The sequence below is a fragment of the Rhodococcoides kyotonense genome, assembly GCF_900188125.1.
In the GTDB taxonomy this organism is placed as follows: Bacteria; Actinomycetota; Actinomycetes; order Mycobacteriales; family Mycobacteriaceae; genus Rhodococcoides; species Rhodococcoides kyotonense.
The window spans coordinates 1-17,032 of the sequence record NZ_FZOW01000001.1 but is presented as its reverse complement, the minus strand read 5'-3'; the positions used below and the strand labels follow the sequence as shown (position 1 = coordinate 17,032).

Below are 17,032 nucleotides of genomic sequence, written 5' to 3'. Positions count from 1 at the left end.
GATCTAGCGCATGATCTTGTCGTCGAACTACGGTCTGGGGATACCTGTGAAGCGAATCAAGTCAGTGTCGACAACCATCGTGGCAACAATGGCTGCGGCCCTCATCGCGTCCGCAGCCGGGGGAGGTGTCGCCACTGCCGAGCCCGTGTCGGCAGGCGACTCCGTCGGTTACGAAACTTCGGCAACCCCCGATGGGGCGGTCCGAACGATCCTCGACGCAGGCGCATTCCGGCTCGACGCGTCGTCGAACACCGTTCAGGTGGTCGGCGACAGCGGTGCTGTATTGGCCAGTCTGCCGCTGACCTACACGCTGGATGGCACGGCGTATTCCATCGCTCCGGTCATCGCGGGGGAGCGGCAACTCCTGTTGACGCCTCAGCCCGCCGCAGCGTTGGTGACGCAGGTTGCGGGGCCGCTGACCAAACAGCAGGCGCTCGACAATCTGTTGAATCAGACAGGAATCGGACTTGCGAACGGCGGCGCAGCGGGAGCAGCTATCGGGGCGGCACTGGGACTCGCCATCGGCTGTGTCTCGATCTTCCCGAACTTCGTGGCGGGCTGCATCGTAGGCACTGCGATCGGGGTTGTCGCCGGGACGATCATCGGTACGTCGAATGCGAACCCAGCGATCGGGCCCGCGGCGTTCGAGTACTTCAATACTCCGTAACCAGGCAGAGCGTGAGGGCCGGACAATCGTATGCGTCCGACCCTCACGCTCTAGCTGTGTGCGCTGGTGTTGTTGAGGGCCCGTCGCATGGATACGGCCTTGACCATGGTCTCGGTGAATTCTTCCTCGGGATCGGACAATGCCACGATGGCACCGCCGACGCCGAACGTGACCTCGTGTTCGGTCGACACGATTGTCCTGATGACGATGGAGAAATCAGCCGTACCGGTCAGCGAGAAGTATCCGATGGCACCCGAATACACGCCTCGTGGGCCGTCTTCCAGCTTGTCGATGATCGCCATCGTGCGAATTTTGGGAGCACCGGTCATCGAACCACCCGGGAACGCAGCCCCGACGCAGTCCACCGCGGACGCGTCCTCGCGCAGACGGCCCCGGACGGTCGAAACGAGTTGATGCACAGGCGCATACGTCTCGACGTCGAACAACTTCGGAACATGGACCGACCCCGGAACACAGACTCGTGCCAAGTCGTTGCGGACCAAGTCGACGATCATGAGGTTCTCGGCTCTGTCCTTCTCGTTCGCGAGAAGATCGGACCGCAGCGACTGGTCCTCGGCCGCCGACTTTCCGCGTGGCCGTGTGCCTTTGATCGGCTTCGACTCCACGATCCGGTCGGCGTCGATTCGCAGGAATCTCTCCGGTGATGCGCTCGAGATGGATACGTCGTCGAAGCCGAGGAAAGCGCTGTACGGCGTCGGATTGATCTCGCGCAGGCAGGAATACGTACCGAGTGCATCGATCGGGCCGGGAAAGGTCGCGACGTTGGTCAGGCACACCTCGTAGGTCTCACCCGATTGGATGTCGGCCAGGCACTGCTCGATCAGATCGATGTATTTGGCGCGGTCGTGCCGAAGCTGCAAGTCGGATTCGACGGCAGGGGACACCAACGGCGTCTCCGGAACGTCCGGGTGGTTGCGAACGCCGTCGAGACGCTGCAGCGTCTCGGTCACGGAGGTAAACCAGTCGAGGGTCGCAGGCTCGTCGTGCTCGGTCACCAGGGCCAACGCGTAGCACCGACGGGTGTCATGGTCGAACACCAACGCCCTGTCGGCGAACACCATCGACGCGTCCGGTGTCGGGGCGGTGTGGACCAATTGACCGCCCACGTCTGCCTTCAGCTCGTACCCCAGATATCCGACGTAGCCGAGAGCGAACGCGAACGGATGGTCGTGCAGCGGTGGGATCGCACGCTCCTTCAACTCTCGGTCGAGATAGTCGAAGAACGTCGAATCGATGGAGTCGACCGTCCCGTCGCTGCGTCGCACATTGACGCGTGCTTCCGCGACGCTGTACGTCACGTATTCGGCACGTGGACCGGAACTGTCGCCCATGATCGAGAAGCGTGAATTCGCCTCCAACGCCGAGCTACCGTCGAGCCAGAAACTGTTCGGTCCGTCGGCGAACACCGAGCGGAAGACCTGCTCGGTGTCGAAATCGCCTTCTACGCATCGAGTTTCGATGGTGTAAGGCGCGCGCGCAGGCGCCGTCGTATCCGACGCGGCCGCGGGGGCAGTGAGATCGCGGAAGTTCGCGAGAAGCTCGCGCCCGAACTCGGTACTGATGGACTCGGGATGGAACTGCACGCCCCACATGGGCAGTGACCGGTGTCGGACGGCCATGACCAATCCGTCCGACGTCCATGCGCACGGTTCCAGCTCGTCGGGAAGCTCGATTGCCAGCAGGGAGTGGTATCTCACCACGGAGAACGGCGACGGCAACCCGTCGAACAGGTCGGTTCCCGTGTGAGTGATGTCGGACAGGCGCCCGTGCATCGGAAGTGGTGCCAGGTCCACTCGACCGCCCAATACGTGGCAGATCGCTTGGTGCCCAAGGCATACCCCCAGCACCGGGAGCCCGCTCTCGACGATCACCCGTGACGAGATTCCGAGATCGTGAGGAGTCGTCGGCCGACCGGGACCCGGCGAAATGACCACATTGTCGTACTGTGTGAAATCGAGTGAGCCCCACGCGATGTCGTTCTTGACGACGGTGGGAGCCACGCCGTTCACCTCTGCAAGCATGCCGTAGAGGTTGTAGGTGAACGAGTCGTAATTGTCGACGAGGAGAGTCCGTACTGCCATTGCGGCCACCTATCGCTGACGAGTGGTCGAAGCGGCTCGATCACCGTTCATCGGCTGAACACCTGTAGGCCCGGTGCCTACGGTCTCCGTGCCGGCATCTTCGGCGTCGATGATGGCGTCCTCGACGCGGCACGCCTCCGCGATCAGCACCGAATACACCGACACGAGGAATTCCTCGGACAGATCGTTCGCACGGGCAAACTCCCGTGCCCGTTCCTGGACGACGCCGACGCGTCCTGGTTGCATCATCGGAATGTCGAACGTGCGCTTGACATGTGCCACGCGGGCGCACACCTCGAGCCGATCCTTGATGGCGTCCATCAGACGCACGTCGATCGCATCGAGTTCGCTTCGTAACGAACTCAATTTTCCGTCGGTATCGCCGCTCACGTTTCGCTGCCCCCTTGTTCTGCAGTGCGCAGCTGCAGATGCCCTGTCATACAACGGTGTTTTCAGTTCGTGGTGTTTTCAATTTATCGCGCGTACTTCTCGGACCGTTACCCCGTGGCTATCCCTACTCAGCCTTCGATACTGACATCTCGGTGCGCTGAAGGCAGGCGGAATAGCCGAAGATCCGATTTCGTGATCGTAGTGTAAGCGCGTGCAAAACAATCCTCAAGCCGAATTGGGACAAAAAACTGCGCCGAACGAATGAATTCGTCCGACGCAGTTGCTTGCCTACTACAACCCGACTGGGTCAGGCGCCCCGGCGCTTGACCTTCAGCAGGTCCATGCGCTCCTTCAAGAGCTCTTCCAACTCGTCCACCGAGCGGCGCTCCAGGAGCATGTCCCAGTGCGTGCGCGGCGGCTTCACCTTCTTGGTCTCGGGTGCGGCACCCTCGATCAGCGTGCCTTCCAAACCGTTGCGGCAGGCCCACGTGCCGGGGATCTCGGCGTCGTCGGCGAACGGTACGTCGAACTCTTCGCCGTTGTCGCAGCGGTAGCGCGCGACTCGACGAGGTGCAAGGTCGTGATCCCGGTCCGTCTCGTAGCTGACGGCGCCGAGTCGGCTTCCTCGTAGAACGCGATCTGCCATGGTGAAGTCCTCTCCGTCGATAGTGCGTGCTGACGCGGACGTCGTGCTTGCTTACACGATCCGCACGCCACTCACAGATCTTCAACGCGTCGAGGTCACCGATCGTTCCCGGTTCGGCGTTCGACACGTATGGACCCGCGCACAAGTACGCACTATTCTACCGCCCCGCCACCGTAGGCTCGTGGGCATGCCAGTCATGTCACGACGAGTCCACACGTGCGCGTGGTGCGGGCGCGAGGTCGCGGACTCCGGGATGGGCCGTCGGCGCCGGTACTGCAGGCAGTCGTGCCGCCAGCGCGCGTACGAGCACCGCAGTGCGGTGAAGGGGACGTCGATACCCGAGGATGCGGTCGTGCTGTCCGCCGACGAGGCGTCGTCTCTGATAGACAGGGCGTTCGAGGTCAGATGCGCTGCCGAGGACGTAGCGATCGCGGTCACCGAGGGGGCCGGTGCGGACGAGCTCGAGCGGTTGTGCCGTGACCTCGTCGCGCGTGCCAAGGATGCCGAAAGGCTGCGCTGACGCAGGTCGAAGCATCGGGGCTACTGTGAGCGAATGAACACCGACGAGGGTGAGGCTCACCGCGAGTGGAACGGCAAGGTGCGGAACGAGACCCCGACTCAACAGCTCGACCGCAACTGGAACGCCCTACTCCAGGAACTGCGCGTAGTTCAGACGGGCGTGCAGTTGCTGACTGGATTTCTGCTGACCGTGCCGTTCCAGGGTCGATTCGACCAGCTGTCGTCGACCGGTCGGGTCGTGTATCTGGTAACCGTCACGGCATCGATCGTGGCGACCATCCTGTTGATCGCGCCGGTCGGCATGCACAGACTGCTGTTCCGCAAGCGCGCGGTCGGGATATTGGTACGCGTGGGCAATCGGTTGGCCATACTCGGGTTGGTCGCCCTGGCGATCGCCCTGGTCGGTGTCGTCGCCCTGACCTTCGAGATCGTTCTGGGAATCGTCGCTGCCGAGATCGCTGCAGTAGTCGTCGCGCTTCTGCTGATCGGACTGTGGTGGGTGCTGCCGCGTGCGTACCTCGCCGGAGACGACGAGGTACGTGAGGCCCCTGTGAGTTAGTGGTCGCGGAGCTTGTCGATCAGCTCGTCCTTCTTCAGGTCCGAGTAGCCCGACAGCCCGAGATCCTTGGCCCGCGACTTCAGATCATCGACCGTCCAGTCCTCGTACGACCCGGAACGACCGCCTTTGGCGCCGACCGACGAGCGTCCCTTGTTTGCTGCCGCATTCGAGATGCGCGCGGCCTTCTCCTTCGAATTTCCCTCTTTCCTCAGCTCCTCGTACATGTCTTGATCTTTGAGCTGAGGCTGCGAATCACTCGACGAGTTCGTGGGCATCACTTCTCCTGACATCGTTTCTCCCGTCGTATAGCCGTGGCTCGGCGGGTTCAAACGACGCCGTGCGGCGCAGGGAATCGGTGAATCCAGGGCTGCGCCTCCTCCAATTGCGCAGCGACTCTCAACAAGAGGGCCTCCGAGCCCGGCGCACCGACGAACTGGACGCCGAGCGGCAACCCGTCGTCGGTCCAGTGCAGAGGGACGTTGATCGCAGGCCTTCCGGTGACGTTCGCCAGCTGGGTGTAGGGAACCCACCCGAGGCCCTCCTGGACGGCCTCGTCGAGAATGCCCGTCAACGCCATCATTCGACCACCTCGTACCGCGTTCATCACTCGCGCAGCCGCATGCAGGAAGGACGACGTCGCAGTCGACCCGACGAGCGGCGGGGGAGTCGCCACGGTCGGTGTGAGCAGCAGATCGAAGTTGCTGTGAAAGTGTGCAAGCGAACGCACGTAGGTCTTCGTGTTCTCCAGAGCTGCGATCGGTGCCGACAGTCCGCTGTGACGCCCGAACTCGGCCAGTCCCAGTGTGTCGGCCTCGAATTGAGAGTTCTTCGCGCCGGTCCGCGCTTTGATGTCCGAGACCTGTACATACACCTGCGCGAACCAGATCGTCAGAAAATCTCGTGACAATGCCCAGTCGTCGTACGGGGGATCGACCTCTTCGACATAGTGCCCGAGCGAGCTCAGCAAGTCGGCTGCTCGCTCGACTGCGGTGATCGCCTCGGGATGCGGATTCGGATTGACCGCAGACGATGCCGACCACCCGACGCGCAGCCCCGAGGGCCGAGAATCGAGGTTCGCCGAGTAAGGTGTTGTCGGAAATTGTGCCAGGTAGTCGGCATTGGGGTCGGGAGCGACGATCGCGTCGTACAGTGCAGCGCTGTCTCGGACCGTCCTGCTGACGACGCCTTGCCCGACCATTCCGAACATGACCTCACCGGTCTGTGGACCGTACGGCGACAGTCCTCTACCCAGTTTGAGGCCGACGAGCCCGTTGCACGCCGCTGGAATACGAATCGAACCGCCGCCGTCGTTGGCGCCCGCTGCAGGCACGATACCCGCAGCGACCGCGGCTCCGGAGCCGCCCGACGATCCACCCGGCGTTCGCTCGGGATTCCAGGGATTACGCGCCGGGCCCCAATAGTCGGGTTCCGTAACGCCTTTGGCCCCGAGCTCAGGGGTGTTGGTCTTGCCGAAGATCACCAGGCCGGCGTCGAGGAATCGCTGCGTGATCAGCGCATGCTCGGTCGCGACGTCGTTCGCGAGAGCCCTCGACCCATACGACGTCGGATATCCCTTGTATTCCTGTGCGAGGTCCTTGATCAGAAACGGCACTCCCGCAAAGGGACCTGTCGACGTACCGTTCGCGCGCTCGTCTGCCGCCGCGTCCATGCGCAGCACGATCGAATTGAGTGAGGCGTCGACGTCGTCGGCGCGCGAACGCGCAAGGTCCAACAGCTCGTGGGCCGTGACCTCGCCCGTCCGAACCAGTGCAGCCAGAGAGGTTGCGTCCATGGAAACATAGTCGGCGAGTTCCACCGCCCGATGCTATACCCCGCCCGGCATAGTGAGGCCAGGTTCGGTGTTATCTCCATCAGGGCGTGCATAGACTACCGACGAGAGGCTCACGTGTCAGACAGTGTTTCAGACGGATTCGACTACACCCCGTCCTCGCGGGTCCTGATCGACAAACAGAATCCTGAGGTGTTCAAAGCTCAACTCGCAGTGGCGAAAGCAGTCCGAAATGCGACCAACGAGGCCGGAATGGATCGGCGTTTCGTCGAACTCGTGAACGTTCGGATCTCGCAGATCAACAGGTGCGCCTACTGTTTGGACATTCACGGCGGCGCAGCTCTGGCTGCGGGGGAGACCACCCAGCGGCTCGCGGTCCTTCCTGCGTGGCGGGAGTCGTCACTGTTCAGCGAACGAGAGCGCGCGGCTCTCGGTCTCGCGGAGTCCATTACGACGCTGCCCGACGCCGACCGCCAGGATCACGACTACGCGATTGCGCGGAAGGTGTTGTCGGACACCGAGATATCTGCGGTGAGTTGGGTATCGGTAGCGATGAATGCCTTCAATCGAATCTCCATCGTCAGTCGACACCGTGTGCGTGCGCACACTTCTGCTTGACCTCCGTATTCTCTCGACGACAGAAAGGCCACACCATGAGCACCTCGCACGACGACATCCAGGCACGCGCCAGCGTCGCCCTCGACATACCCGGGCAGCGCTACACGCTCGGCGTCGACGGTTCGGTCATCGGGTTCACCGCATTTCGCGACCTCGACGGACAGCGAATCTTCTTCCATACCGAGATCGACGATGCGTACGCCGGTCACCATCTCAGTTCCGTACTGGTGAAAGCGGCGCTCGACGACGTGCGCACTCGCGGATTGCGATTCGTTCCGGTGTGCCCACTGGTCGCCGCCTATGCGAACAAGCACCCCGAGGTGCAGGACATCGCCGACGCGGCGACGCCTCAGATTCTCGAGTTTCTCGATCGTGAGCTCGGTTGAGACAGGCCGATGTCCGGGTAGAAACGTCACTGTGACGATTTGAAGGGTCAGGCAGGGCAGGCTGATGAGCGAGGCCGGCGGTCATCGGAGCGATCCGAAGACTCGCGGTCAGTGATGCGCCGGGCCGCGAGGCTCGTCACGGTGATCGAGTGATGAGCGTCGTGGCCCGCCGGCGCGAGTAGTCGCTGCCGGGAGTCCTGACCGAACTTTGTCCTTGTCAGGTTTCTCGTGCATCGATGCGTGGACAACGACGCCGGCAGGTGGTCTGGTCGCGCATCTCAGTTTCGCCAGCTCACCGTTTTGCCGATAATCTACATTATGTCAACTGAACCATTGCATGTTTCATCCGATGAATCAATCGACCGCCGCTATCGTCAGCGTTCAGGGACTTCTGCATCTTCAAATTGGCTCGGAGCCAATGAGTTAGGTGTAATTCTCGAACCGACGATTCCCAGTCGGCGCCTGGCCCGGGCGGTTAGTCGATATTTTCCCTGCTTGGCAGCGCAGCCAGCGGGGGTGTGTACTTGCCCTCACCGCCAAGTTGGCGTGATTCGCAATTAGATTGGCGTGATTCGCAATACGGTGGTGAGTATCGTGGAGATGTGACTCTTGGTGAGCGTTTCGCTGTGGACCCCGCCTTCCGCGCATTTCTGCATGATCTACGCCTCTCACCCCGGTCGGTGCTACGCCGGGCCGGGCTGCCCGACGATCTGTTCGGGCGCGGGCCGATCAACCTGACGCCCGACGAGTACTACCGACTGTGGGCGGCACTCGAGGACGAGGGCGGCGAACGCGTCCTGGCGTTGGACGTCGGCAACGCGATCTCGGTGGAGGCGTTCAGCCCTCCGATCATGGCAGCGTTGTGCAGCCCGAACCTGTCCGTTGCGGCACAACGCATCGCGGACTTCAAACCGTTGATCGGCCCGGTGGGTATCGATGTCACAGTGACCGACGACGGCCTGCAAGTTGAATACCGTTGGCCGCGCACAGACTCCCCGCCTGAGGTTCTGGCGGTGTCGGAGTTGGTGTTCTGGGCTGCACTTGCGCGGATCGGTACCCGCGAGCACATTCGCCCGTTGCAGGTGGTGACGCCGCATCCCATTCGAGGCCATGCCGAGTTAGAGAAGTTTTTCGGTGCGCGCATACGACACGGCGACCATCACGCGATCGTGTTCTCCCGCATCGACGCCGAACGGGTCTTCCTGACCGAGAACGAGACGATGTGGCGATTCTTCGCCCCGGAGCTGCGTCGCCGACTGTCCGACCTGGACGCCCGCGCTACGGCCGCCGACCGAGTGCGTGCAGCCCTGCACGAGATGCTGCCCGCCGGCGACAGTTCGGTGGGCACCGTCAGCGATCGCCTCGCGACGAGCCCGCGGACCTTGCAGCGTCAACTGCGCGACGAGGGAACGACATTCCAGCAGGTCCTGTCGACCACACGTGAAGATCTCGCCCGCCACTATCTGGACCAGGGATCGCTACGCACAGCCGAAATTGCCTACCTGCTCGGGTACGACGATACGAATTCGTTCTACCGGGCCTTCCGCACGTGGACCGGGACCACACCCGACGCGCTCCGCTCAGAAGTGGCCGCCTCGGGATGAGCTCGGAACATCTACCGTTACGGCAACGCCCACCACATCTGCGGAGGATGTGGTTCGCGTTGCCGTCGATCGGGCGCGGCGGGCATGGCGCCGCTTTTGATCTCGTCCGATATCCCACTGCGATACAACGCTGCGGCGAGGACCGCGCCTGCCAGGAAGATTCCTGAGCTGCACGGCTCTGACGCCATGCAAACACCGCAAGCACAATCACGGAAACCATTGTTGCCCAGATGATGTCAGCGGACCAACCGTCGGTTTCGGCGCGCGAGAGCCCGAAGACGAGCCGAACAGTCCGGCGCTGGCAAGAATGGTAGCGATGACGTCGATGCGGGCCGAGCCGGCCGGTCGGTCGGGCCGCACTACGGTCAAGGTGAGGACAAGCGTTGCGGCAGCGAGGAACAGGTTGACGAACAGCGTCCATCGCCAGTCGAGTTTCTCGGTCAGGAATCCGCCGGCGAGCAGTCCGAACGCCGCCCCGACCCCACCGAACACGCTGAAGGCGCGGGCGCGTTCGGCGGGGTTGGTGAACATTGCACTGACCGTACCGATGGCGGCGGGCGCGAGCAATGCTCCACCTACGCCTTGGAGCGCGCGGCCGACCGCAGGAGCCGCGAAGTTCGGTGCAGCTCCGCCGATCGCCGAGCCGATGCCGAACAGTGCGAGACCGATCGCCAGGGCGCGGCGGCGACCGATGCGATCAGCGATACGACCGCCGATCAGCAACAGACTTCCGAATGCCAACGCGTAGGCCGTGATCATCCACTGACACGACGCGTCGGAGAACCCGAAAGCCGTTTGAGAGCTTGTGATTCCAGTGCGAAGCGCTGGTGATTCGGGTACCGGCTACTTCGACGGCACACCTGAGGCACGACGGATGAACGCGTCGTACGCGCGGTCCGGCAGCACGTCGTGCATGAAGATGATGGGCTTGGCGCCATAACCGACGGCGTAGCGGGTCTTCGGTCGCCGCGCCTTGGCTGCTTTGGCGATGGTCTTGCCGATCAGCTGCGGGGGCGACGACCGCTTCTGCGTCGACTCCGATGCGAGGGAGTCGGCTACCGCGTTGCCCTGCACCGAGTAGGGTCCTGTGCTCGAGACTGCCCGCACCTTCTCCGCGGCGATACCCGCCCACTCCGATCGAATGCCGCCGGGTTCGATGATGACAACGTCGATACCGAACGGGGCGACTTCCGCACGCAGGCAGTCACTCAACGCCTCGAGCGCGAACTTGGTTGCGTGATACCAGGCACCGAGCGGCGTGGTGACCTTGCCGCCCATCGAAGTGACGTTGACTATGGTGCCCGAACGCTGAGTGCGCATGTGGGGCAACACGAGCTGGGTGAGGCGGGCTGCACCGAAGACGTTGACTTCGAACTGGGCGCGGGCCTCGTCGAGTGGGACATCCTCAACGGCTCCGTAGGATCCGTATCCGGCGTTGTTGACCAGGACGTCGACGCGCCCCTGGGCACCGACGATCTTCTCGATACCCGCGGTCATCGAGTCTTCATCGGTGACATCCATTGCAATCGGGATGATCCCCGAGCCGGTCAGATGCTTCATCCGATCGACTCGGCGGGCTGCGCCGTAGACGGTGAACCCGGCCTGTACGAGCTCGATCGCGGTGGCTTCGCCGATACCCGAGGAGGCTCCGGTGACGAGCGCAACGCGAGTGGTGGTGGTGGTGGACATGGTGTTCTCCTAAGCATTCGAGACGACCGGTTTCGGAGGACCTGGTGGCCGACCCGCTCGTCTGTTGTCTCGAAGATATGCGCCGAACAGCCCACAATCACTAGCGCAGCGCGCCTACCGACTTGCAATTGGCGTCACGCTCGGACAGTGCGTGCCACTCCCACAGTCCGTGCCGCGCTGACTCCCCCAAATCAGCTTCCAAGCCGTCCGGCGTAAGCCGCCGTGTACGTTCGACTCCATTCGGCCGACGGTGACGCAGTGTCGGGGTCATCTCCGTCGCAGCTTGGGCGCATGGGAGTCTACGTAGCAACACGACCAGTTTGGATATGCAGTGTTACCAGTAGTCTGTTGCGAGTCGCGGGAAGTGCGATCACGAACTCCGCCCTCCTACCTGGTTGCGATGATCGGCGTCATCGCACCCTCGCGGATGATTCGATCACTGGTGGCGATTGCCAATCCTCGGCGCGTGGCCTGAGCGACGATCATTCGGTCGAACGGGTCCCGATGATTCCAATTCAGTTGGCCTGCCAGTGCTGCGTCAGCGGAGTTCATCGCGAGTTCCTGTGCGGCCATGGACCGGACCGTGTCTGTCCAACTCGAAAGAATGCCAGTGCCATCGAGACGACCCAGCCGGGTCTTGATGGCAATCTCCCACGCGGAAGCTGCGGAAACGAATAGTTCGTTGGCGGGATCTTCCAGGACCGCACGAGCCTCGCGAGCTATCGACACAGGCGATTTCGCCAACCATAGTAGAGCGTTCGTGTCGAGCAGGACCGCAGTCACGACGTGAATTCCCCCCAGGCCGCCAGCTCGTCGTCGGGAAGAGGCGCGTCGAGATCATCGGGGATCACCAGTCCCGGGAATTGACCGAATTCCCGCGTTCGCGGCGTAGCGGGCCAGATGACAGCGACTGCTCGTCCATGCGAGGTGACCGTAACGGGGCTACCGGTCTTCTCGACCTCAGCCAATATGGCGTTGAGTTTCGCTTTGGCTTCGGTGCTGGTGATCGTCCGCATGATCCCACATTAGACTGATAGGACTAGTCACACTAGTCCTATCAGGGGACCAGTCGATCCACTCGTTCTGGATGCCGGGCGACAATTTTGCGTGCAACGAACGCCCCGTCGTGCGCGACAGAAGACACGTTCGTTCACCATGTCCGGCTTCGAGGTACGCAATGCGGCGGCCATCGACGACGATGTCACGGCACTCCCCCACGCGCCCTTCCACTGTCAATCTATAGCGCACCCGGGGCCTTGCGGCAAGACCCCGTGCATACCCCATACTCGTGTGCCGACACGTAGACCAGTGGATACGAGAGTTCATGAGTGCACAGATTCGATCGACAGACAGCGCATTCGATCTACCGAGAGACCTCGCAGGCAAGGCGGTTCCATCCCTCATCGCCGACGACGAACAATTCTTCGCGCGTGTCGCCGCCAGCCTCGCGAGGTCGACCGCCGACCTCGTCGCGCGGCTCGATTTCACCCGAAAGGCGCCCGTAGAGCTCGGACAGGAAGCTCTCGAACGGGACATGGAGGTCCACCGCCTGAACGCGCGCATCCGAACACTCCGTCGCTACGGGCTCGATCTGTGCCTTGGTCATATCGTCCGATCCGACTGCGACGCCCCGTCTTACATAGGAAGGCTCGGACTTCTGGACACGTCGGGCGAACAGCTGTTGATCGACTGGCGCTCCCCTGCCGCCGAGCCGTTCTTCGGTGCGACCCACGCCCACCCGATGGGGCTGGACCGCCGTCGACGTTACTGCTGGACAGCGGGAAAGATCAGCGACTACTGGGACGAAGTGTTCGATGCGGGCAGTCTCGATGACGTCCGCGAGGCTGCGCTCGACGATCAATCGGCATTCATCGCCAGCCTCGGCGGCACCCGCTCGCCCAGGATGCGAGACGTTCTCGGAACGATTCAAGCCGACCAGGACGCGATCATCCGAGCAGGCTCGTCCGGCGCACTCGTCGTCGACGGCGGCCCTGGCACAGGCAAGACCGTCGTCGCGCTGCATCGGACCGCGTACCTGCTCTATTCCGATCCCCGTCTCGGACACAACAACGGCGGCGTTCTCTTCGTCGGGCCGCATCAGCCCTACCTCGCCTATGTGTCCGACGTCCTGCCCAGCCTCGGTGAGGAAGGCGTTCGGACCTGCACTCTTGCTGATCTCGTCGACGAGGGCGGACACGCCGCCGCTGAGGCCGACTCCGCGGTCGCGCATCTGAAATCGTCGGCACAGATGATCGATGTCGTCGACGCGGCCGTGCGGTTCTATGAGCAACCGCCCACGCGGGGCATGGCTGTCGACACCGAGTGGGCCGACATCTGGTCGAGTCCCGAGGATTGGAAAGAATCCTTCGAGGCGCGTGACCCCGGTGTGCCGCACAACCTGGCACGAGAGCAGATCTGGTCCGCGCTGATCGACATTCTCGTCGACAAGTACGTCGGTGCCGAGACCACAGCGATGGTTCGTAAGTCGTTGCAGGACAATGAGGATCTGCGCACCGCTCTGGACGACTCGTGGACACTCGTCGAGGCTGCGGACCTCGTCGGCGACTTGTGGACGGTCCCGGCCTATCTCAGGAAATGTGCGCCGTGGCTGACATCCGACGAGGTGCGCCTGCTACAGCGTCCCGACGCGCATGCGTGGACAAAGCCCGACCTCCCGCTGCTCGACGCCGCACGTGCGCGACTGGGCGACCCGGACGCTGCTCGGCGGCAGCGGCGTCGGACAGCGTCGATCGAGGCCGAGCGCCGCAGGATGGATCGAGTCGTCGACGAACTACTGCAGCTCGACGACGAGGACGGTCTGATGGCGCAGCTCCGCCAGGACGGAATTCGCGACGCTCTCGTCGACCACGCGGTTCTTCCGAGTGTCGAACCAGACCGTCTCGCTGGACCTTTCGCGCATATCGTCGTCGACGAGGCGCAGGAGCTGACCGACGCGGAATGGCAGATGTTGTTGTCGCGCTGTCCATCCGGGAGCTTCACGATCGTCGGAGATCGAGCACAGGCGCGGCACGGTTTCACCGAGACGTGGCACGAGCGGTTGGAACGGGTTGGACTGTCGCGCATCGAGATGGCGTCGCTGCGCATCAACTACCGCACACCGACGGAGATCATGACCGCGGCCGAGCCTGTTATTCGGGCCGCGCTCCCGGACGCCAATGTTCCGACGTCCATCCGCAGCAGTGGCGTCCCCGTCACGTACGGGCATGTGTCCGAGCTGGATTCGATCGTCGACGACTGGCTCGCGCACAACTCGGACGGAATCGGTTGTGTCATAGGACATTCGGAATTTCACGCGACGAACAGAATGCGATCACTGGCTCCTGAATTGTCCAAGGGGCTCGAGTTCGACCTCGTGGTCGTCGTCGAACCTGAGTCGTTCGGGACCGGGATCGAAGGTGCTGTCGATCGCTACGTCGCCATGACTCGGGCTACTCAGAGGCTCGTCGTACTGACCTACGAGTGATGCAGCACGATGTTGACGACATTTCCGTCGGGAGCGCGGACCAGGAACCGGCGAACACCCCACTCCTCGGTAGTCAGTGGGTGGACGATGTCGTAGCCGCTGTCTCGGGCTTGCTCGTATGCGGCGCCGATGTCGTCGACCATCACAGATATCACCGAATCTTCGGGAGAGGTCTCGTCCCGCGTGACGAGTTGAACGCTGGTCGTGCCGTCGGGCGTTGTCAATCGGGCGACCCAACCGAGGTTGAACTCCTCGGTGTCCAGCCCGAGGAAGTCAGCGTAGAACGTTCTCGCCGTATCGATGTTCGGGACGGCGAGATTCGCGATGATCTTTCGTACCTGCATCCATCCTCCTCGTGCCCAGAAGAGTGCAACGACTGGATTCACTGTAGTGCCCACGTAGACTTCGCCCATGGCTTTGGACCACGGCGACCCCGGTGACGCACCGTCGACCCCTCCCCCGTTGATCGACCTCGAACATGTCCGACGGCCGTCGCCCGCCGAGGAGGCTCGAACGGTTGCCGCTTCCACCAACATCGCAACGCTCGCCAGCCTCACCACCGACGGTGACCCGTGGGCGTCGTACATCACGTATGGGCTTCTCGGCGGTTCGCCCGTCCTCTGTGTGTCGCGGATGGCCGAGCACGGCCGGAATCTGCTGCACGACCCTCGCGCGAGCGTGGCGATCGTCGCTCCGGAATCGGCGACCGATCCCCTGTCGGTATCTCGTGTCACGCTGGCCGGTGTGGTCGAGGCACCGACCGACGACGAGCGAAGCGCCGCCCGCGAAGCTCATCTCGCCGCTGTGCCCGCCGCCAAGTACTACATCGACTACAGCGACTTCACGGTGTGGATCCTTCGTGTGCAGCGCGCACGATGGGTGGGAGGCTACGGGCGCATGGATTCGGCGACCGCTCAGGATTACGCCGACGCAGTGCCGGATCCCGTGTCGCCGCACGCTGCACCGGCGATCACGCATCTCAACGCCGACCACGCCGAGTCGCTTCTTTCGATGGCACGCAACCTCGGCGGCTTTCCCGATGCCACCGCGGCGACGTGCACGTCGGCCGATCGTTACGGGCTCGATCTCAGCGTCACCACCCCGCGCGGGAACGCCGCGACGCGCGTCGGCTACGCGCAGCCCATCGATGCGGTCGGCGATCTTCGCGCTGCGACAGTCGAATTGGCCAAGCGGGCGCGAAGCTGACCTCTCACCACTTGTCCACGTGCAGAACCGAGTCGATGGGTTCGCGCGGGGCGGGTTTGAACGTCTCTCCGGTGAAGTAGGCGGTGGGCATCAGCGCAGCCTGATGGAAACCCTGGGGAATGCCCAGCAGCTCGGCGACTTCGGCCTCGCGCGACAGATGCAAGGTGGTCCAGGCAGTTCCGAGTCCACGCGCACGCGCGGCGAGCGAGTAGCTCCACACGGCAGGGAGTAGCGAACCCCAGAGTCCCGCTTGATTTCCGGCGGGCAACTCGACGGCACCTCGGATGCACGGAATGACCAGAACCGGCACTTCTCCCATGTGCTCGCCCAGCCACGCGACGCTGTCACCGACCCGTTGCTGAACCGGTGCTCGAACGGGGTCGTCGGAGAACAGCTTGGCAGCAGACGCACGAGACTTCAGGTATTTCTCGACTTCTTCGCGGTAGATCTCCCCCAGCTGCGCACGCAGCGAAGGATCGGTCACCACCATCCATTGCCAGCCTTGACGATTCGACCCGGACGGTGCCTGGAGCGCGATCTCGAGACATTCACGGATCAGCTCGATCGGGACGTTCTTGGACAGGTCCAACCGTTTGCGGACGGTTCGCGTGGTGGTCAGCAGTTCGTCGGGTGTCAGATCGAGAACAGGAAACGACGTCATCCCCCGAGTGTGTCACCGACGGGTCGACGACTCAAAGGCTGTTTCGGCTCACGCCCTGAAAGCACGCAGGCCCGCGATCTCCTGGGCAAAGAGATCGCGGGCGCTGTCAGGTGCCGTGCGCGGAGAGTTGGTGTGCGGTGTTACTACGCGCGCACGGGCGCGAAGCGCATTATCGGCGGAGTTCGTGGGTGAGGGTGTCGAGTTCGTCGCCGCCTGCCATTTCGCGGGTGAGGTCGTCGAGGCTGATCTCGTCGTAGGTGCAGTCGAGCTTCTGCTTGCCGCGGTTGAGCAGCACGAAGTGGTCGCCGACCATGTAGGCGTGGTGCGGGTTGTGGGTGATGAACACGACCCCGAAGCCTTGCTCCTTGGCAGCGGAGATGTAGCGCAGCACCATTCCGGACTGCTTCACACCCAAGGCGGCTGTCGGCTCGTCGAGGATCAGCACGCGGGCACCGAAGAAGATGGCACGCGCGATCGCCACACACTGACGCTGACCACCGGACAGCGATCCGATGGGGGCGTCGACGTCGGGCAGGTCGATACCCATCTTGTGGAGCTCTTCGATGGTCGTGGCCCGCATCGCGGTCGCATCCAGGGATTTGAACGGACCCTTGCGCAGTTCCTGGCCGAGGAAGAAGTTGCGCCACACCGGCATCAACGACACCACCGCGAGGTCTTGGTACACGGTGGCGATGCCTTTGCCGAGTGCGTC

Annotated in this window: 21 protein-coding genes; 8 read left to right on the top strand and 13 right to left on the bottom strand. The window is 63.0% G+C overall.

Annotated features, from left to right (window positions below; genetic code table 11):
• Positions 1 to 88: 88 nt before the first annotated feature.
• Entirely contained in the window at positions 89 to 667 is a 579-nt protein-coding gene (locus CHB96_RS00100) for a DUF8020 domain-containing protein (RefSeq protein ID WP_245865108.1), read from the top strand.
• A gap of 50 nt (positions 668 to 717) precedes the next feature.
• On the opposite strand, the gene pabB is transcribed toward CHB96_RS00100, so the two are convergent.
• The 3 genes from pabB to CHB96_RS00085 all read right to left on the bottom strand — a co-directional run bounded on the left by pabB (position 718) and on the right by CHB96_RS00085 (position 3,805).
• Positions 718 to 2,769, bottom strand: a complete 2,052-nt coding sequence (gene pabB / locus CHB96_RS00095) for an aminodeoxychorismate synthase component I (protein ID WP_089242991.1) — start codon at positions 2,767 to 2,769, stop codon at positions 718 to 720.
• A gap of 9 nt (positions 2,770 to 2,778) precedes the next feature.
• Positions 2,779 to 3,159 carry a chorismate mutase gene (locus tag CHB96_RS00090; RefSeq protein WP_245865107.1) on the bottom strand — a complete coding sequence of 127 codons (381 nt, stop codon included), beginning with the start codon at positions 3,157 to 3,159 and terminating at the stop codon, positions 2,779 to 2,781.
• 307 nt (positions 3,160 to 3,466) lie between these two features.
• On the bottom strand, positions 3,467 to 3,805 hold the full coding sequence (locus tag CHB96_RS00085; protein WP_089242572.1) for an RNA polymerase-binding protein RbpA: 339 nt from the start codon (positions 3,803 to 3,805) through the stop codon (positions 3,467 to 3,469).
• Positions 3,806 to 4,001: 196 nt separating this feature from the next.
• On the opposite strand from CHB96_RS00085, the gene CHB96_RS00080 reads away from it, so the two are divergent.
• Positions 4,002 to 4,325 carry a hypothetical protein gene (locus tag CHB96_RS00080; RefSeq protein WP_176444087.1) on the top strand — a complete coding sequence of 108 codons (324 nt, stop codon included), beginning with the start codon at positions 4,002 to 4,004 and terminating at the stop codon, positions 4,323 to 4,325.
• 33 nt (positions 4,326 to 4,358) lie between these two features.
• Positions 4,359 to 4,883, top strand: coding sequence for a DUF6328 family protein (locus tag CHB96_RS00075; protein WP_089242571.1), 525 nt, complete (start codon positions 4,359 to 4,361; stop codon positions 4,881 to 4,883).
• Here CHB96_RS00075 and CHB96_RS00070 read toward each other — a convergent pair.
• Both CHB96_RS00070 and CHB96_RS00065 read right to left on the bottom strand, forming a co-directional pair.
• Positions 4,880 to 5,158 (bottom strand): DUF7218 family protein, encoded by a 279-nt coding sequence (locus tag CHB96_RS00070; protein WP_089242570.1) that lies wholly within the window; start codon positions 5,156 to 5,158, stop codon positions 4,880 to 4,882. The two genes, CHB96_RS00075 and CHB96_RS00070, sit on opposite strands and share 4 nt — an antisense overlap.
• Before the next feature lie 50 nt (positions 5,159 to 5,208).
• Positions 5,209 to 6,699, bottom strand: a complete 1,491-nt coding sequence (locus tag CHB96_RS00065; RefSeq protein WP_089242569.1) for an amidase — start codon at positions 6,697 to 6,699, stop codon at positions 5,209 to 5,211.
• A gap of 90 nt (positions 6,700 to 6,789) precedes the next feature.
• Here CHB96_RS00065 and CHB96_RS00060 point away from each other — a divergent pair, with 90 nt between their 5' ends.
• The 3 genes from CHB96_RS00060 to CHB96_RS00050 all read left to right on the top strand — a co-directional run bounded on the left by CHB96_RS00060 (position 6,790) and on the right by CHB96_RS00050 (position 9,280).
• Positions 6,790 to 7,290 (top strand): carboxymuconolactone decarboxylase family protein, encoded by a 501-nt coding sequence (locus tag CHB96_RS00060; RefSeq protein WP_245865106.1) that lies wholly within the window; start codon positions 6,790 to 6,792, stop codon positions 7,288 to 7,290.
• A gap of 35 nt (positions 7,291 to 7,325) precedes the next feature.
• On the top strand, positions 7,326 to 7,676 hold the full coding sequence (locus tag CHB96_RS00055) for a GNAT family N-acetyltransferase (protein WP_089242567.1): 351 nt from the start codon (positions 7,326 to 7,328) through the stop codon (positions 7,674 to 7,676).
• Between the two features lie 602 nt (positions 7,677 to 8,278).
• Complete coding sequence (locus CHB96_RS00050) at positions 8,279 to 9,280, top strand: AraC family transcriptional regulator (RefSeq protein ID WP_089242566.1); 1,002 nt, start codon at positions 8,279 to 8,281, stop codon at positions 9,278 to 9,280.
• Between the two features lie 17 nt (positions 9,281 to 9,297).
• Here CHB96_RS00050 and CHB96_RS29520 read toward each other — a convergent pair whose 3' ends face one another.
• The 5 genes from CHB96_RS29520 to CHB96_RS00030 all read right to left on the bottom strand — a co-directional run bounded on the left by CHB96_RS29520 (position 9,298) and on the right by CHB96_RS00030 (position 11,985).
• A complete protein-coding gene (locus CHB96_RS29520) occupies positions 9,298 to 9,468 on the bottom strand; it encodes a hypothetical protein (RefSeq protein ID WP_176444048.1) in 171 nt (56 codons plus the stop codon).
• A 19-nt stretch (positions 9,469 to 9,487) separates the two neighbouring features.
• Entirely contained in the window at positions 9,488 to 10,090 is a 603-nt protein-coding gene (locus CHB96_RS00045; protein ID WP_281254384.1) for an MFS transporter, read from the bottom strand.
• A gap of 33 nt (positions 10,091 to 10,123) precedes the next feature.
• Positions 10,124 to 10,969: an oxidoreductase gene (locus CHB96_RS00040; protein ID WP_089242564.1), complete on the bottom strand. Its 846-nt coding sequence runs from the start codon at positions 10,967 to 10,969 to the stop codon at positions 10,124 to 10,126.
• 387 nt (positions 10,970 to 11,356) lie between these two features.
• Positions 11,357 to 11,752, bottom strand: coding sequence for a type II toxin-antitoxin system VapC family toxin (locus CHB96_RS00035; protein ID WP_089242563.1), 396 nt, complete (start codon positions 11,750 to 11,752; stop codon positions 11,357 to 11,359).
• Positions 11,749 to 11,985 carry a type II toxin-antitoxin system Phd/YefM family antitoxin gene (locus CHB96_RS00030; protein WP_089242562.1) on the bottom strand — a complete coding sequence of 79 codons (237 nt, stop codon included), beginning with the start codon at positions 11,983 to 11,985 and terminating at the stop codon, positions 11,749 to 11,751. Before CHB96_RS00030 ends, CHB96_RS00035 begins: the two co-directional genes overlap by 4 nt.
• Before the next feature lie 308 nt (positions 11,986 to 12,293).
• Here CHB96_RS00030 and helR point away from each other — a divergent pair, with 308 nt between their 5' ends.
• Positions 12,294 to 14,453, top strand: a complete 2,160-nt coding sequence (helR, locus tag CHB96_RS00025; protein WP_089242561.1) for an RNA polymerase recycling motor ATPase HelR — start codon at positions 12,294 to 12,296, stop codon at positions 14,451 to 14,453.
• Here helR and CHB96_RS00020 read toward each other — a convergent pair.
• On the bottom strand, positions 14,444 to 14,797 hold the full coding sequence (locus tag CHB96_RS00020; RefSeq protein WP_089242988.1) for a VOC family protein: 354 nt from the start codon (positions 14,795 to 14,797) through the stop codon (positions 14,444 to 14,446). The two genes, helR and CHB96_RS00020, sit on opposite strands and share 10 nt — an antisense overlap.
• A gap of 67 nt (positions 14,798 to 14,864) precedes the next feature.
• Between CHB96_RS00020 and CHB96_RS00015 the strand changes: the two genes are divergently transcribed.
• Positions 14,865 to 15,659 carry a HugZ family pyridoxamine 5'-phosphate oxidase gene (locus tag CHB96_RS00015; protein ID WP_089242560.1) on the top strand — a complete coding sequence of 265 codons (795 nt, stop codon included), beginning with the start codon at positions 14,865 to 14,867 and terminating at the stop codon, positions 15,657 to 15,659.
• Positions 15,660 to 15,663: 4 nt separating this feature from the next.
• Here the strand turns inward: CHB96_RS00015 and CHB96_RS00010 are convergent, their stop codons facing one another.
• On the bottom strand, positions 15,664 to 16,320 hold the full coding sequence (locus CHB96_RS00010) for a nitroreductase family protein (protein WP_089242559.1): 657 nt from the start codon (positions 16,318 to 16,320) through the stop codon (positions 15,664 to 15,666).
• Positions 16,321 to 16,489: 169 nt separating this feature from the next.
• Positions 16,490 to 17,032 (bottom strand): ATP-binding cassette domain-containing protein (locus CHB96_RS00005; protein ID WP_089242558.1); only part of this gene is annotated, 543 nt, incomplete at its 5' end.

Excerpts from the sequence above, each read along its gene's own strand:
- CHB96_RS00100 (WP_245865108.1), top strand. The coding sequence starts at position 89 with ATGGCTGCGGCCCTCATCGCGTCCGCAGCCGGGGGAGGTGTCGCCACT.
- pabB (WP_089242991.1), bottom strand. The coding sequence starts at position 2,769 with ATGGCAGTACGGACTCTCCTCGTCGACAATTACGACTCGTTCACCTAC.
- CHB96_RS00085 (WP_089242572.1), bottom strand. The coding sequence starts at position 3,805 with ATGGCAGATCGCGTTCTACGAGGAAGCCGACTCGGCGCCGTCAGCTAC.
- CHB96_RS00080 (WP_176444087.1), top strand. The coding sequence starts at position 4,002 with ATGTCACGACGAGTCCACACGTGCGCGTGGTGCGGGCGCGAGGTCGCG.
- CHB96_RS00075 (WP_089242571.1), top strand. The coding sequence starts at position 4,359 with ATGAACACCGACGAGGGTGAGGCTCACCGCGAGTGGAACGGCAAGGTG.
- CHB96_RS00070 (WP_089242570.1), bottom strand. The coding sequence starts at position 5,158 with ATGCCCACGAACTCGTCGAGTGATTCGCAGCCTCAGCTCAAAGATCAA.
- CHB96_RS00055 (WP_089242567.1), top strand. The coding sequence starts at position 7,326 with ATGAGCACCTCGCACGACGACATCCAGGCACGCGCCAGCGTCGCCCTC.
- CHB96_RS29520 (WP_176444048.1), bottom strand. The coding sequence starts at position 9,468 with ATGGCGTCAGAGCCGTGCAGCTCAGGAATCTTCCTGGCAGGCGCGGTC.
- CHB96_RS00040 (WP_089242564.1), bottom strand. The coding sequence starts at position 10,969 with ATGTCCACCACCACCACCACTCGCGTTGCGCTCGTCACCGGAGCCTCC.
- CHB96_RS00030 (WP_089242562.1), bottom strand. The coding sequence starts at position 11,985 with ATGCGGACGATCACCAGCACCGAAGCCAAAGCGAAACTCAACGCCATA.
- helR (WP_089242561.1), top strand. The coding sequence starts at position 12,294 with ATGAGTGCACAGATTCGATCGACAGACAGCGCATTCGATCTACCGAGA.
- CHB96_RS00020 (WP_089242988.1), bottom strand. The coding sequence starts at position 14,797 with ATGCAGGTACGAAAGATCATCGCGAATCTCGCCGTCCCGAACATCGAT.
- CHB96_RS00015 (WP_089242560.1), top strand. The coding sequence starts at position 14,865 with ATGGCTTTGGACCACGGCGACCCCGGTGACGCACCGTCGACCCCTCCC.
- CHB96_RS00010 (WP_089242559.1), bottom strand. The coding sequence starts at position 16,320 with ATGACGTCGTTTCCTGTTCTCGATCTGACACCCGACGAACTGCTGACC.